The sequence below is a fragment of the Vibrio sp. EA2 genome, from assembly GCF_033042495.1.
GTDB lineage: Bacteria > Pseudomonadota > Gammaproteobacteria > Enterobacterales > Vibrionaceae > Vibrio.
The window spans coordinates 228,090-243,861 of sequence record NZ_JAWLID010000001.1; the positions used below are offsets into that span (position 1 = coordinate 228,090).

The 15,772-nt window shown below is 44.0% G+C and carries 14 protein-coding genes; 7 read left to right on the forward strand and 7 right to left on the reverse strand.

Annotated features, from left to right (window positions below; genetic code table 11):
• Positions 1 to 73 precede the first annotated feature (73 nt).
• Positions 74 to 1,162: an AmmeMemoRadiSam system radical SAM enzyme gene (gene amrS, locus RXX31_RS01030; RefSeq protein ID WP_317587240.1), complete on the reverse strand. Its 1,089-nt coding sequence runs from the start codon at positions 1,160 to 1,162 to the stop codon at positions 74 to 76.
• A gap of 64 nt (positions 1,163 to 1,226) precedes the next feature.
• Here amrS and amrB point away from each other — a divergent pair, with 64 nt between their 5' ends.
• Positions 1,227 to 2,030 carry an AmmeMemoRadiSam system protein B gene (amrB, locus tag RXX31_RS01035; protein ID WP_317587241.1) on the forward strand — a complete coding sequence of 268 codons (804 nt, stop codon included), beginning with the start codon at positions 1,227 to 1,229 and terminating at the stop codon, positions 2,028 to 2,030.
• On the forward strand, positions 2,008 to 2,586 hold the full coding sequence (amrA, locus tag RXX31_RS01040; RefSeq protein WP_317587242.1) for an AmmeMemoRadiSam system protein A: 579 nt from the start codon (positions 2,008 to 2,010) through the stop codon (positions 2,584 to 2,586). The genes amrB and amrA overlap by 23 nt, the downstream gene beginning before the upstream one ends.
• A 15-nt stretch (positions 2,587 to 2,601) precedes the next feature.
• On the opposite strand, the gene RXX31_RS01045 is transcribed toward amrA, so the two are convergent.
• From RXX31_RS01045 to RXX31_RS01055, 3 genes are all read right to left on the reverse strand, one after another.
• Positions 2,602 to 3,210, reverse strand: a complete 609-nt coding sequence (locus RXX31_RS01045; protein ID WP_317587243.1) for an AAA family ATPase — start codon at positions 3,208 to 3,210, stop codon at positions 2,602 to 2,604.
• A gap of 166 nt (positions 3,211 to 3,376) precedes the next feature.
• Positions 3,377 to 4,135: a metallophosphoesterase gene (locus tag RXX31_RS01050; RefSeq protein WP_317587244.1), complete on the reverse strand. Its 759-nt coding sequence runs from the start codon at positions 4,133 to 4,135 to the stop codon at positions 3,377 to 3,379.
• A 97-nt stretch (positions 4,136 to 4,232) separates the two neighbouring features.
• Positions 4,233 to 5,111: a LysR family transcriptional regulator gene (locus RXX31_RS01055; protein WP_317587245.1), complete on the reverse strand. Its 879-nt coding sequence runs from the start codon at positions 5,109 to 5,111 to the stop codon at positions 4,233 to 4,235.
• Between the two features lie 165 nt (positions 5,112 to 5,276).
• Here RXX31_RS01055 and RXX31_RS01060 point away from each other — a divergent pair, with 165 nt between their 5' ends.
• On the forward strand, positions 5,277 to 6,479 hold the full coding sequence (locus tag RXX31_RS01060; RefSeq protein ID WP_317587246.1) for an MFS transporter: 1,203 nt from the start codon (positions 5,277 to 5,279) through the stop codon (positions 6,477 to 6,479).
• Positions 6,480 to 6,704: 225 nt separating this feature from the next.
• On the forward strand, positions 6,705 to 7,616 hold the full coding sequence (locus RXX31_RS01065) for an EamA family transporter (RefSeq protein ID WP_317587247.1): 912 nt from the start codon (positions 6,705 to 6,707) through the stop codon (positions 7,614 to 7,616).
• Between the two features lie 166 nt (positions 7,617 to 7,782).
• On the opposite strand, the gene RXX31_RS01070 is transcribed toward RXX31_RS01065, so the two are convergent.
• From RXX31_RS01070 to RXX31_RS01080, 3 genes are all read right to left on the reverse strand, one after another.
• The gene (locus RXX31_RS01070; protein ID WP_317587248.1) at positions 7,783 to 9,660 is read right to left on the reverse strand and encodes a methyl-accepting chemotaxis protein; all 1,878 of its coding nucleotides are present in this window, start codon (positions 9,658 to 9,660) and stop codon (positions 7,783 to 7,785) included.
• Between the two features lie 383 nt (positions 9,661 to 10,043).
• Positions 10,044 to 10,619 carry a DapH/DapD/GlmU-related protein gene (locus RXX31_RS01075; protein ID WP_317587249.1) on the reverse strand — a complete coding sequence of 192 codons (576 nt, stop codon included), beginning with the start codon at positions 10,617 to 10,619 and terminating at the stop codon, positions 10,044 to 10,046.
• A 226-nt stretch (positions 10,620 to 10,845) separates the two neighbouring features.
• On the reverse strand, positions 10,846 to 11,013 hold the full coding sequence (locus RXX31_RS01080) for a hypothetical protein (protein WP_317587250.1): 168 nt from the start codon (positions 11,011 to 11,013) through the stop codon (positions 10,846 to 10,848).
• A gap of 41 nt (positions 11,014 to 11,054) precedes the next feature.
• On the opposite strand from RXX31_RS01080, the gene RXX31_RS01085 reads away from it, so the two are divergent.
• The 3 genes from RXX31_RS01085 (at position 11,055) to RXX31_RS01095 (ending at position 15,665) form a co-directional block, all read left to right on the forward strand.
• Positions 11,055 to 11,780, forward strand: coding sequence for a substrate binding domain-containing protein (locus RXX31_RS01085; RefSeq protein ID WP_317587251.1), 726 nt, complete (start codon positions 11,055 to 11,057; stop codon positions 11,778 to 11,780).
• 122 nt (positions 11,781 to 11,902) lie between these two features.
• A complete protein-coding gene (locus RXX31_RS01090; RefSeq protein WP_317587252.1) occupies positions 11,903 to 12,274 on the forward strand; it encodes a DOPA 4,5-dioxygenase family protein in 372 nt (123 codons plus the stop codon).
• Positions 12,275 to 12,482: 208 nt separating this feature from the next.
• A complete protein-coding gene (locus RXX31_RS01095; RefSeq protein WP_317587253.1) occupies positions 12,483 to 15,665 on the forward strand; it encodes an HD domain-containing phosphohydrolase in 3,183 nt (1,060 codons plus the stop codon).
• The last annotated feature ends 107 nt before the right edge of the window (positions 15,666 to 15,772 follow it).

Sequence of the window (15,772 nt, forward strand, 5' to 3'; positions counted from 1 at the left end):
GTGCCTGTTTTCTTCATCACATTGATTTTAAGACTAACCCCACTATTTCAGATGCTTATCGTAATACGTGAGTTCACCGTCGATGAATCGCAACAGGAATACGCCTAGGACCAAAGTTTTCTCTTGGTCCTGCAAATCGCCCAGGCACTTTGTGGCCACAGTGGTTGCAGTGGCCAGTGCTGTCTAACGCATATTCACCGAGTTGATACCAATCTCTTTCAATAACCCGTTCACCGCAGGCTGGGCAATAGGTCGCGTCGGATTTTGGATCATGAACGTTTCCACAATAGACAAAGTGCAAGCCGTGTGAGAGGGCGATATTTCGAGCTCGCAATAAGGTGCTCAGTGGTGTTCTGCCCTTTTCTAGCATTTTGAAGTCGGGGTGGAAGGCACTGAAATGCAGAGGTACATCAGGCCCTAAATTTTCGAATATCCATTGGCACATTGCGTTAAGCTCATCGTCACTGTCATTTTCACCAGGAATAAGCAGAGTAGTGATTTCGAACCACACGTTGGTTTCTTTTTTCAGATAGAGCAGGGTATCAAGAACCGGCTGTAAGTGCCCGTGGCATATCTTGTGATAGAAATGTTCAGTGAACCCTTTCAAATCGATATTCGCCGCATCCATATGGCGGTAGAACTCTTCTCTTGGTTCTTCGCAGATATAGCCTGCGCTAACGGCGACGCTCTTCAATCCAAGCGCACGAGCCGCTATGGCAGCATCGATGGCATATTCCATAAATACGACTGGGTCGTTGTAGGTAAACGCTAAGCTTTTACACCCGTATTTTAAGGCTGTTTGTGCCAACTCTTCCGGCATTGCAGCATCGCATAAGGTGTCAAATTCGCGCGACTTACTGATATCCCAATTCTGACAGAACTGGCAGCTGAGGTTACAACCAGCAGTCCCGAAGCTGAGAACACTGGATCCCGGATAGAAGTGGTTAAGAGGCTTTTTCTCTATGGGGTCGATGCAAAATCCAGACGAACGTCCATAATTGGTTAGTACGATTTCTCCCTGCCGATGCATACGCACAAAACACGCTCCGCGCTTTCCTTCTCGAAGGGTGCATTTACGTGGGCACACATCACAGCACACGCGACCGTCTTCTAGCTTATGCCAGTAGTGGGTTGGGAAATATTTAGGAGGAGAGGTTTGCATAGTGAATTCATCCTCTAATGACCTACACTAAAAGTATAGTTGATGCCGTACGAGTAGGAATGCTATGAAATATCGGGAAGCCGCGGTGGCGGGAAGGTTTTATCCCGCAACAGCAAATGAACTCACAAGCCAGCTCGCCGGTTACTTTGCCGAGCAAGCACTGTTCACGGAGGTTCCAAAGGCACTGATTGTACCCCATGCAGGCTACTTCTATTCCGGTGAAGTTGCTGCCAAAGCGTATCGTCTGCTGGGCAATAGTTCCGAGAATTGCTCTCGAGTGGTGTTGCTCGGGCCAAGTCATCATGTCGCACTAGACGGGTGTGCCGTTCCGGATAGTGATGTCTTCCTAACCCCAACGGGAGAAGTGATGATTGATCGTGATGGTGTTGAAGATTTACTGTCGCAGGATTTGGTCGCAACGTCAGATCAGGCGCACCATTGGGAGCACTCTTTAGAGGTGCAGCTTCCTTTCCTGCAATATTGTCTTGATGACTTTATGCTGTTGCCGATAGTCGTAGGTCGTGACTTGCATGGAACCGTTAAGCGAATATTGGAAGCCGTGACAAAAACGCCCGGCACTCTGATTGTGGTGAGCAGTGATCTTAGTCATTACCATCCTTACAGCGAAGCTAATCAGATTGATGCCGATACCATTCAGCGTGTTTTGTCGTTTGGCAGTAATATTCATCCAGAACGAGCGTGTGGCTGCAATGCTATTAATGGATTGCTCGAATTTGCCAAAGAACAACATTGGGAAATCAAGTGTGTGAACTACACCAACTCGGGTGACGTGATGGCTGATCATGAAAATCGGGCGCCAGAGCCCTCGGAAGGAGTTGTCGGTTATGCCAGCTTCATCTTGTATTGAATTAAGCCAGGAGTCGAAAACGCGCCTTTTACAAATGGTGTGGAAGGTGCTTGATGAAGCGCTCAGAGGAAATGGATTGCAACTGCCGCCAGAGCCCGACGATAAAGCATTACTCGAACCAGCTGCGAGTTTCGTTACGTTACAGCATCACGGGAAGCTGCGTGGCTGTATAGGTTCTTTGCAAGCGAATGAGCCGCTATGGCTTAACGTCTGCAAGAATGCGTATTCCAGCGGATTTCAGGATTCACGTTTTCTACCGCTTACACTGAGTGATCGGGCTGGGTTGAATGTCGATATATCTGTCTTATCAGACCTTAAGCCTTTAACGAATCACGGCGAAGCAAACTTACTGGCAACATTGCGTCCCGGCATTGATGGGCTGTTATTAGAAGATGAATGGCACCGGGCGGTGTTTCTTCCTTCGGTGTGGGAAGTTTTGCCGACTCCTGAGCAGTTTGTTCGGGCATTAAAGCGCAAAGGAGGGTGGCCCGAGACATACTGGGACGAAGGCATCGTTATCCATCATTTCACAACAACCGTGATCTCTGAAATATAGTTTTAGCCGCTCGCTCTATTTCTTACTACTTTGCAGAGCATGAGTAGGGTAGCGGTTTATCACGTTTTCTAATGTCATGATTCCAAACATGATTTTTCTAACAAAAGACTCTGAGCTGCCCACAAAGTAAAAATTGGGATGCCTGGACCAGATTCGTTGCAGCTTTTTGTCTAATTTTGCGGCTTGTTCCAGGGATTCACTCCTGGTTGGATTGTTGCTGCTGATGTCTTGCCCAGATGCGGCAGCAGACTCAAAAAAGATAACGGCATCATATCGTTCCAGTTCTTGCTCGAACGTCGAGTTTATTTGCTTAAAGAAGTCACTTTCTGAATTGGGCCAGTAGGCGAGACCATCCAATGAGCCCCTATCACACACTAATAAACGGTCTGGGTACTGTATTTTGTAGATCTCTTCGAGATTTTTTTGCAGTTGGAAAATAGTCTTTTGGACCATCTTAAGGCTTTGTTCATTTTCAGAGCGCGTAACGCCTCCAGAGAAGAGCAACGTGGCCGCTTCAGGAACGACAACAATCTTATCCTTTAGCTCTCTGCGGAATAGATCCAATGCTGTGGTTTTCCCTCCGCCCGGGCCACCGGTTACCACGACTTGTAACTGCTTTCTCATCCTGACCTCTGACGTTAAGTAGTGTGTTGATATTTAAAGCTTAGTCAAAAAAGAAACAAAGTTAGGTAATGTTAGGTTTAATAAATGACTGGCGTCGATAAAACTAAAAAAATAGCTCATGACAAATATCGTTGACCCTATGAAGTATTATCACGTGCGGTAACGTCTAAATAACCTCGAACTCAAGGCGTTTTTCATTATGCATATTGATCGAGTGTAATTCGATGCTCCCGGGGTGAAACTCACACAGAGTAATACGCGGATCAGGAATGAAGTTGTTCACACTGTAACCTGCGCCAGTATCAATAAATAACTTATTTTTCTTCATTTTTGGTCTGTTTAACGGAGTATGACCGGACACAACAAAATCAACATTGTTGATGTGCTTAGCGGTACTTCTCAATATATCGTCCCGCCCCCAAAGCATGGTCTTAATTGATTCTTTATCTACGGAATTTTCGTCGGGTGGCCATAGCGTAAACGGATATTCGGCATGCAATACCCCGATGAGCCATTGGTTGACTTCTACACTGAGCGTCAGGCTAAAGTACGAAGCAACGGTTTCTCTGGCGGCTTCTTTTTCGGCTTGTGTCAAAGACAACCACCATTCGCCACCATTCATCAACCACGTCGACTTTCTGTAGGGATCTTGATCAAATCTTTCCAAAATAAAGCTGTCGTGGTTTCCGAGGGCGGGAAAGAACCATTTTTCCCTCGCAAGGTTTAAACATCGCAAAGATTCCTCACCTCGATCGGTTAAATCACCAACCGAGAATACGCGATCTCGATATTTGTCGAAGTGGAGTGCTTTTAACGCATGAATAAGCAGTCCGAAATTACCATGAATATCACCAACAAACAGATCTCTTCCCTCACTATTTTGGGAGAAACGAGTATGTACTGGTAAGTCGGAAGGACTGCTCATGATCACTAGCTTACTTGTATCAGCGTTATCTTATTCAAGAATAGCACAGGCTAAGACAGGGCAGTTTGTATTGGTAAGTTGTCGTTTTAGAGCTTCGTTAACCCTTATTCGCTTCGGATAAGATAAAGTCACGGAAGGCCTGATTGGCGCGTGAAAGATAGCTATCCTTACGCCATGCAAGGCTCAGATCGATTTCGAATGTCTCTGCGAATGGACGGGTTACGATCTCATCGTCATCGCTGATCGCCACTTTCCACATCGGTGATATAGCGTAACCTTGACGAATAACCGCTTTGATCAACGGCAGCAAGTTACTGCTAAACGCGACTTTCGGTTTAATGTTAACTTGTTGAGAAACTCTGTCGAGCAACGTGTGGTGATAATAGCCTTTTTGAAACAGCACCAAATCATGAGCAAGAAAATCAGAATATTCGATCACTTCTTTCTCAGCTAAAGGGTGATCGATGGCCATACAAACCACCATTTCTTCGCGGATAAGTGGTCCGCTTTCCAATTCAGGCGTGAGATCTTTACTAGCAACGACACCAAGCTCCACTTCTCCTTCCAGCAACATTCGTCGAATATTACGCGTACCTGTATCGAGGATGTTCATGTCAATATTCGGGTATTGATGCCTGAACGCCATGACAAGAGGCGGGATGTAATAGGAGCCAAGCATGCTGGGTACGGCAACATCAACCAGACCCTGATCTAACCCTTCCATTGCCTGCATCGCCAGTTTGGCATCTTCAGCCTGTTTTAGGATTTGCTTGGCGTGAGAGAGAAATTCATTACCCGCGACGGTCAGAGTAATACCGCGATCTCTGCGATTAAATAGCGGTGTTTTCAGTTCTTGTTCCAGCTTCTTGATACTACTGCTGATCGCTGGTTGCGCTAAATTCATCAACCTGGCTGCGGCGGATATAGAGCCATGCTCTGCGGCGGCAACAAAATGCTTTAACTGACGTAACTCCATATCAACTCATCCTTACCTTGAAAGTACTGTGATGCCATCGTTTATCTAAGGGTATAAATAATATTTATGGATTTGATAAATACAAAATATTTTTTTTATTGTCAATGGGGCGATACCCTAACGCTGTAACCAGTTTCATTAATTCACAAGAAAAAGTAGTAAGCCGTGAAAAAATCAGCCCATTACAGCAGAGTCGTCATTTGTGTCTGTCTCTTCTCCATCATCACCTTTGCCAATATCTATTGGTTGCAGCCCTTGCTACCCGTTCTTCAGCAAGAGTTTCAGGTGAGCTCGTTGGCAGCAAACTTAGCCATGTCAGCACCATTATTTGGTATGGGGATAGGCTTACTGGTTTTTGCTAGTCTGTCTGATGCGATCGGACGGTGCAAAGTGTTGCTGGTGGGGACGGCCGCTGGGCTTTTAGTTTCTCTTGCTCTGCCTATGGTAGAAAATTACCATGTTTTCTTAAGCTTACGTTTCCTGCAAGGGATGTTTTTGGCGGTGTGTCCAGCCTTAGCAGTACCGCTGATGGGGGAAGAGCTGAGAAAAAGTTGGTTAGCGGGTGCAGTCGGTTTTTACGTGGCTTCCAATACTCTGGGTGGGATCTGCAGTCGCTTAATGGGTGGACTCAGCGCAGAACTTCTGGGTAACTGGGCATATGCTGGCTATATGATTGCCGGTATCAGTTTGGTTCTGTATGCCATCATTTATTATTTGTTACCTGTACAACGTCATTTCAAACCAGCTCCTCTGAAAGTGGGTAAATGCCTCAAAGCGTATGGCTACCATCTAAAAAATCCTCAGCTGGTGGTACTTTACTTATTAATCGGTTTGGCATTTGGTACGTTTGTTAATCTCTCCAATTACCTGATGATGGTACTAAGTGATTACCCGTACAACTTGCCTAGTGACATTCGCAGCCTGATGTTTTTAACTTTGCTGGGCGGTACAACCAGTTCTTCACTTGCCGGACAGTTTGCCAAAAAGCACAGCCAGATTGCTGGTGTAGCGTTTGGTGCGATTATCATGCTGATGGCTAACTTTTTAATGAGCTGGTCAAATATTTATACCATGGTGATTGGCATGGTGATGGTATCGGTCGGGTTCTTTTTCTGTCATGCGCAAGCCAGTACTTTGATTGGGCGAAAAGCCACCAAATCTAAAGGCAGTGCTCAAGCGTTATACAGCTTGTTTTACTACTCTGGTGCGAGCTTAGGCGTGTTTTTCCTCGAGCCGTTTTATCAAGCCTGGGGATGGCAGGGTGTTCTGGGAGCAACTCGTATCGCGCTCGCGCTGTGTATCCTGCTAGTGATTATTTACCAGTGGATCAAAATCTATAAAGACAATCACTCTCATGCTATGTCATAAATGCGCTATTTATGATTGTGTTTAGCTTATCGTTAGAAGAGCCCATCCCGGGCTCTTTTTCATTTAGGATAGCGCAAAGCATATGCAACTCTTGTGTTAAGCCACTGTTTCAGGCAGTCTGGAAGCTCGATTCTCTATCCAACTCATTCCCCGAAAGGTAATCAGTAAGCCGCTTTACCAACAGCCCTTATTACGTGACACGGTGGACGCCAGAAAGGAAGCAAAATGTCATTACGTGATCGATTATTAGCTCTCACCATTGTCTTGGTGTGGGGTGTCAATTTTGTGGTCATCAAAGTTGGTTTGCAAGGAATGCCACCGTTGTTACTGGCAGGACTGCGTTTTGCTCTGGTCGCGTTTCCTGCGTTGCTATTTATTCCTCGTCCCAAGTTGCCGTTAAAGTGGCTTGTTGCTTATGGTTTAACAATCAGCTTTGGTCAGTTTGCCTTACTTTTCTGGGCGCTGAACGTTGGATTGGCGGCTGGGTTGGCGTCATTACTGCTGCAGGCGCAGGCGTTTATAACGCTAGGGTTCGGAATACTCCTGCTAAAAGAAACGGTGCGTCGTCACAATGTTATTGCTGTTGTCACAGCTGGTTGCGGGGTTTACTTGCTTGCCGCGGCGCAACATGATGGCGCCGCGTCGCTTACTGGGCTTACGTTGATATTAATATTAGGCGCAGCAACCTGTTGGGCGCTTGGCAATATTACTAATAAAGTGATCATGCAAAACTACAGCGTTCCGACTATGTCACTGATCGTTTGGAGTGCGCTAGTTCCAACACTCGCCTTTGCCGTTGCCTCGTTGATGATAGAGGGTCCGGAGGTCATCGAAAGCTCCTTGTTCAATATGCAATGGCACAATGTGTTTTCGATTGTTTACCTGTCATTTTTGGCGACCATCGTTGGCTACGGAGGCTGGAGCTATCTGCTTAGTCGCTATCCAACCGCTTTGGTTGCGCCTTTGTCACTACTGGTCCCGGTCTTTGGTTTGCTCAGTGCTTGGATATTATTGGACGAGAGCCTGAGCCTTTACCAAATTACAGGTGTCGTCGTCATTGCTATTGGGCTGATAATCAACGTATTCGGTCATCGTTGGTTTAAAAGGAAAGCAGAGCCAGTGTCTACAACTCAGTAGTGTTATGACAAGAATGGCATAGCTCTTACAGATAATGAGTGAGTTCTTAAGATGTTGTGTAGCAGGACTGGGGCCAACAAAATTTATCAACTCATATAGGAGGAGCTCCCTCCCATATGAGTTAAGTTATCGCATGTTTTAAAGAGAGTATGCGTTTATTTCATATTTACACGGTGAAGTAAGAAAGTTCGTTTTTCTGATCGGATGCCATTGTTGATAAGGCATGGGCCGCTTGAAGTGTCTCTTCAACCGCGGCAACATTTTTCTTAACCAAGTCGTAAGTATGAGTCGTACTTTGTGAGATCTCTTCAGTCACGCAGTACTGTTGTTGAGACGCGGTAGCCACGAGTGTATTAATCTCAGATATGGATTCAACCGCAGTCGAAATAGACTCAAACGCTGATTTCACACCATCAGCCAGAATGACAGACTCTTCGATTAAATCGACATTTTGTGCCATGTTGTTGGTTGCTTTTTCCGACTGCTGCTGAAGTTTTTCAATGATTTCCTGAATACTGATCGTCGATTGCTGTGTTTTTGAAGCAAGGTTTCGGACTTCATCCGCCACTACCGCAAAGCCTCGGCCTTGTTCTCCCGCACGGGCTGCTTCGATTGCCGCATTCAACGCTAACAAATTGGTTTGTTCTGAAATACCATTAATGACTTCGATCACTGAGCCGATTTCCAATGCATATTGACGCAGTTCCTCAATAATTTTCGCGCTCTCGTTAACTGAATCGTTAATATCGCCGGTAAGTGAGATGTTTTGCTCTAGAGTTTTCTTACCACGTTGCACGCTATCTTGCGCTGTTCTTGCGGCATCTTCGGCCATCACCGCTTTATTACTCACTTCATTTGAAGTCGAAGATAACTCATTAATTGCGGTTGAAATCTGTTCGGCTTGCTCCAGTTCGAGTTGAGAGTTAGCGCGCGTGGTGTTCATAATGTTACTTAGCTGAGTAGAAGATGACGCGACATTTTCAGAAATAGAGTGAGAGTTTCGAATCAGTGTCGAAAGTTTATTCGACAAGTTGACCAAAGACAGATAGATACCCGTTTCTTTCCCCGTGGTTTGCAGTTCCTGAGTCAGGTTGCCTGCTGCCATTGTCTCCATAAAGTTTGCGATTTCATTTGGAATGCCACCAACCGGGATGAGTACTAATCTTTTTAGAATAAGTAGTACAAGACTGATCGATATGATCAGACTGAACAGACCAATTAACATCGATTTGTTTAATTGTTCATGAGCTGACGCCTCAATGATTTCGTTTTTAATAAACGTGGTATATTCCCATTGTGTTGCATCAATTTTTCCCCAGAACGCAGTGAACTCGACATCACGATTGTTTATTTCTGTTGTGTAAGAAAGTTCTGGTGATGTTTGGCTAAACTCTTTGTACAGTGGTCTTTCTGTATAAATATTTTTTCCGAGTAGCTCTTTATATGGTGCAATTAAGATTGTGCCATCGTGAGAATAAAGGAACATGTCATCACGTTGAGTTAATTTACTCAACACGGACTCCACGTTGATGGTCGCCAGAGAAGCCGTATTGTTGTTAAGTTTATATGTAACGGCGATGACTTCTTTCCCAGTTCGAGCTGAAATAAATGGAGGAGATACATAAAACTGCTCATTTTGATTAAAGATCGCTTTCCAGTAGCTTCGATCTAATTGTTTTACATTAAAGTCATATGGCTTACCTTGAGGATCATAGATAACCCCATCTCGACGGAAAAGGTATACACCTTCACTGATGTCTTTTAAGTTTCTGGTTAGAGTCTGATTTTGAATGAGAGCATAGTCAGATAAAGTCTCTTGGGTATCCACTGATTCGATGTCGAACGAAGATAGAACTTTACGATAGCTTTCAATTTTCTCAGTGATGGAAATTTCAATAGATTCATTTCTTGAACGCAAAATATCTTTATGTTGCTCAATGCTCTCATCATGAAAAGCATTAAAATCTAAAAATATTAACAATGAAACGATGAGGACTATGATAGAACCTAACGCCCCGGCAACCTTAAATGTAAATTTATTCACTTTTAATTATCTCTTTTAACATTGGATTTTATTGTGGTTATATAGAGATATTTTTAACTCATAAATGATTAACTTGTCATTATTAATTTAAAATAATATTAGAGTAATAATTCAAAACTAAGATTATTAACACTTTATTTTCCGGATACGTAATCTTATTTTTCATTAAACATAATATTAAACAACGATTCTCATAGATTTACTCTCTTAATCTAGTAACTAACATGTTTTTTAATTTAATAATTTTTGGGAAATTAAGAGCAAGTAGAAATAATTAGGTCTGGGTGGAATCTAAGATAAGAACGAAGACCGCTTGTTTTATTCGATTATTAATGAGAGTTGTAAAGAGCCTTATTCAGGCTCTTTACATTGTGGGAAGATTACTAATCTTCGATCTCGATTTCTTTGATGATTTTGGCTGGCACTCCGCCTACTACGGTGTTGGGAGGAACGTCTTTACTTACCACTGCACCTGCTGCAACAACAGCACCATCGCCAATGGTGACACCTTGCAGTATGGTTGCGTTGGCCCCAATCCATACGTCATTACCGATAACAATCGGTGCAGGAATGGTTGTACCGCGTTTACGAGGATCTAAATCGTGATTGAGTGTGGCTAAAACCACGTTATGTCCGATCAATGCGCCATCACCCAGGGTAATGCCCCCGTGATCCTGAAAACAGCAACCTGAGTTAATAAACACATTTTTGCCGATGGTGATGTTTCTGCCGCAGTCAGTGTTAAACGGAGGAAACATCATAAAACTATCGTCAATAGGTTTACCTGTCAGCTTAGACATGACCTGTCTAATTTCTTCTGAGGAGTGATAACTGCTATTGAGCTCTGAGGTGATTTTAAGAGCCTGTTGCGCGAGTTCATAACATTGTAGGTGGATATCAGAGCCGCCTTCAATAACTCCGCCCTGACGCATATAGTCCAAGCATTCATCTAACGTCATGTATACTTCCTGTTGTTTTGTCGTTGTTTATTTATGATTATCTCGTTGAGTTTATGGATCAAGCATTAAATAGGCATCGTTGATGTGACCCGATGAGTTCCTATTCTGAAGAGCACATTGGAGTTGAGAGTCATAAACGAAAAAAAGTGGCTTGCCGCTAAAGACCGGAAACAAGCCACAAAACTAAAGTAAGAAAAGTAATAGTAGAATTAGCGATGCTTTTAGATTAACGATAGCTATATAAGTACTCGGCAATCATTTGTGCATTAGCGGGTACCGCTGTCTCATACCCGTAGTATTTACCGTATTTAGGACGAAGCTCATCCGTCGCTTTACGGGCAATTTCTCCGTACCACGCTGGTAACATGACGGTATGCGCGTTGATTTTGTCCATTTCAACGCCAAAGCCAAACGGCACTTCCTGCGTGCAAACAAATGCTTCTCGCTGCAGAAGATGCGAGGAATGTGGCTCAGGAACACAGTGGAGAAGTTCAGGGGGAGCTGCGAATCAACGCTACAGGCTCGTTTGCCGATAGGCAATTGACTCAAGCGATTGTTGATTTTCAGAGAATTTATCCCCGAATCAATATAGTACTCTCTGTTGCAGACAACCTTTCGAACTTGGTTGAAGAGCGAGTCGATCTTGCCATTCGTATCACCAACACACTTGATCCAACCTTAATCAGCCGCCCACTGGCTCTGTGTCGTTCGGTGCTATGTGCTTCACCAGACTACCTTAAACAAAATGGCTATCCGAACTCTCTTCAGGATTTGCAGAATCACAACTGCATTACTCACATCGCCGGGGTTTTTCGACATTATCGCTTTATTAGAAATGGTGAAATTGTGGAGTACCAAGTGGCGGGTAATTTTCAAACCAATGAGACTGAAGTCTTACGTCGTGCTGTAATTTCAGGTGCAGGGATCGGTATGTTACCGACGTTTTACGTAGGTGATGACCTTAGAGATGGAAAACTGGTGAGTATTCTTCCTCAAGAAGAACCGGAAGTGCTAGGTATACACGCCGTTTACTTATCACGTAATTACCAACCCGTCAGTTTGAGGTTATTAGTCGACTTTTTAGTTGAGCGGTTTAGCGGTGATATTCCACCGTGGGAAAGAAGCTTAGGCAGTCAGCAGTCTCCTACAGTAGATATCTAAAAACGACAATGTATTTCAATGATATTGTCATCTTCACCTCCGGAGACAGTTGAGATAGTCTACACTGTCAGACATCGGACTTGATAATAAATCCTTAGTGAATAAGGGTATGGAAGTAAAACATGAACGAAATTAAACGACCTGTAAACTCTCATCGGGCTTATCATGCCCATGTTTATTTTGACCACCAAACATTGGCGTTTGCGACCGCACTATGCCGGGAAGCCGGAGAGAAGTTTCGAGTCAAAGTGGGGCGAGTCCATGAAAAACTGGTTGGCCCGCATCCTAAATGGAGTTGCCAGATCAAGTTTACGTCGAAAGATTTCGATGAACTCATTCCGTGGTTGGATGACAACCGTAATGGTCTGTCTATATTGGTTCACGCGCTTTCGGGCAACGAATGGGAAGACCACACCCTATATGCGTATTGGTTAGGCGATAGCCTTGCGTTGGATTTGTCGGTGTTCGACGGAACCACAGTAAGAGAAGACTGATCGCGTCCAACGTCTAATCTATCACTTTGTTATTGTTAAGAGTCGCAGATGCGGCTCTTTTCTTTTTGTTGCTGTATTTACGACTGACCTAGCTATCATTGAGCTTATGCTAAACCTTGAATATTTAAGTATCTGATCTAACCTAATATTTTAGCAATAATAATTATATCGTTGGCAAAGGTTTTGTTATCCAGGGAGGCTGGGGGACATGGACGAAGTGGTCAAAAAAAGCACTTTCAGTATGAAAGTGACAGTGGTTACCGTATTTCTGTTTTTATCTTCGTTAATCGTAATTCTAGCCCTTTCATTACAGTATTACTTTAGCCAGGGACTTGCCAAAGATGCCGCATCAACAGCGTTCAACCGGACTGCAAATGGCTTTAGTGAAAAAATCGACTCACTCAACACCCAAACAAGCAACCTCATCAATGTTCTCTCACATTTCCCTCAAATAGACCAGGAAGTCGAAATCAGCTCCCAGCACTCTGCCCGAGAAGTTATCGCCCAAGCGATGCTAAAAAATAATAATTTATATGGGATTTACATCGGTTATGGTAATGGAGACTTTTATGAACTGATTAACCTCGGAGATAGTGAGAATTTAAAGTTAAAACACGGCGCGACAGCAGAAGATAGCTGGTTAGTGGTTAAGATTTATGAAGCCGAAGGGGGAAGGGAGAGGCTGTCTGAGTATTACGACAGTAATTTCAACTTAACTCACAGTAAGGTAGAGCCCGCAACTTATTATGCGAATAAACGCCCTTGGTATCGAAAAGCTATCAGCAATAATGAAGTGGTTAAAACTGCTCCCTACCTTTTTCACAACCTACAAACGCCAGGCGTGACTTATGCTAAACGCATAAAGAATACTAATAGCGTTATCGCTGCCGATATTTCTCTCGCATCCTTATCTGCATTTCTCGCCAAGAATAACTCTGATGGTGAAGCAATGATATTTGACACCAATGGACGCATTCATGCGCACTCATTCGAGTTGGCGGATGATACGGATTCGTTATCAACCCAGCCAATAGAGCTGACTGTAGAGGAGAAACAATATTTAGGCGCTCTTGGTGCTATCCGCATAGCGAATAAATCAAATTGGCCACCATTTGATTTCTCCTATAGTGGTCTACCTCAGGGTTACGCGACGGATATGATAAGCCTCATGGCTAAAAAGCTCGGTTTGGGTGTGAAGTACGTCAATGGCTACAGCTGGGAAGATCTGAATGCTCTGTATCTCTCTGGTAATATCGACGTTTTACAGTCGGTAACCCAATTACAATCGCAGCAAGGTTCAGGCTTGACGACAGCGCCTTATCTTGAGTTATCCAGTGCTATCGTGACAAGAAAAGATACTAAAGACATCAGTAGTTTAGAACAATTAGACGGTAAGTCGCTGGTTATCTCTGTTGGATCGGGGCTAGCGGATGTTATTGAGCGCGATTATCCCAATATTAATGTGTTCAAAGTTAAAGACAGTTTAAGCGCGCTTAAAGCGGTGGAAAACCGGACTGCGGATGCATCATTAGAGTTTAATCGAGTCGCAGACTACCTGGTTGGCGCTTATTCTCTGAATCAGTTAAAGGTGCATCCCGAATTAACTGGCTTTAATCATACGTTGTCGATGATGGTGAATGTGGACCAAAAGCCACTCGTAAGCTTACTTAATAAAGCCATGGCGTCAATTTCTGATACGGAAAAGCAATCTCTAGAAAAGAAATGGTTAGAGGAGAGTGGGAATAAAAATAGTCAAAATGACAACATTGCTCGCTCCCTTAAGGCTGGGATTGTGCCATTCAGTCAGCTCGTCAACATGGCAAAACAGAGTGAAACAAACAGTCCGGTATTGGAAACCATTAAAAGCAACGGAAAATCGTATACCTTGTATGTGCAACGCGTCGAAGCAAGCTTCGGCTCAAAGGAATACGTCGGCTTTGTTCTCCCGACTGAGATCATTCAAGCACCGTATATGGATAAAGTAAATAAGTCGACGATCATAACTTTTGGCGCGATGTTACTTGTCCTGCCTGTACTACTGTTTTTTTCCAATATCATAGTCCGTCCTGTTCGAGCACTCTTTGGTGAAAGTGAAAAAATCAAACAACGGGACTTCAACAAAGTAAAGAGAGTACCGAGTTGGATAGCCGAGCTTTCGGCACTTTCGGACTCGATGTTCTCAATGTCGCGATCTATCGAACAGTATGAAAAAAATCAGCAAGAGTTAATGGACTCGTTGGTCAAACTGATTGCACAGGCCATTGATGATAAGTCCCCTTATACGGCGGGACACTGTGAGAGAGTACCTATACTTGCGATTGAACTCGCTAAAGCAGCCAACAAGAGTCACTTGCCAGCCTTTAAAGGCTTTAAGCTAAAAACGGAAGAGGAATGGCGAGAATTTGAAATCGCTGCCTGGTTACATGATTGCGGTAAAGTCACCACTCCAGAGCATATCGTCGATAAAGGCACCAAGCTTGAAGCGATATTTAACCGAATCCATTTGGTCAGAATGCGGTTTGAGGTGTTGTTAAGAGAAGCGGAAATTGACTATTGGAAAGGCATAGAATCTGGTGAAGATGCCGATGAATTGAAACGCAAGCTTTCTCAGCGTCAGGAGCAGATTAAAGATGACTTTGCTTTTGTTGCCCAATGTAATGTGGGGGGCGAATTTATGTCTGAAGAACACCTTGAACGCCTTAAACAAATTGCGGCGCAGACATGGGTGCGAAACTTAGATGATCGATTGGGTTTATCTCCGGAAGAAAGCCGACGTATGGAAGACATACCGCCTCAGAACTTACCTTGTGAAGAGAACTTGTTGTCTGACAAGCCGGAGCATTTGATTGCATGGCCTCAGGATCCAAATAGCAAAATTGGCGATGAGATTAAAATGCGAGCCCCTGAATACCAGGCAAATCAAGGGGAGCTGCATAATTTAAGTATTGGCAGAGGCACCTTAACGGCCGAAGATCGCTACCGAATTAACGAACATATTGTTTCTACGATCCGAATGCTCGAAGCGTTGCCACTACCGGATGAGTTAAAGCGTGTGCCTGAATACGCAGGAGGTCACCATGAAACCCTCAGGGGAGATGGATACCCGAAACAACTGAGTGCAGATGAATTGCCGACCGCAACACGCATTTTGGCCATCGCAGACGTATTTGAAGCGCTGACCGCGTCAGACCGACCTTATAAAAAAGCCAAACCATTAAGCGAGGCGCTAAAAATACTCAATTTCATGGTTGAAGATGGGCACTTAGACAAGGATTTGTTTGAGCTGATGTTACGTAATAACCTTCACATTGAGTATGCGAAAACGTTCCTGCCTGAAGAGCAAATTGATGTTGAAGCGACGCCAAATGACGATACGGCGGTGGGAGCCTAATACCATTAACCGAAAATACTTAATTATAGAGAACGAGAAAACAGGCATCGAACACAAACACGCATGAACCCATCCATGGGGCTTCGATTTGCCGTCCATAGCAAATA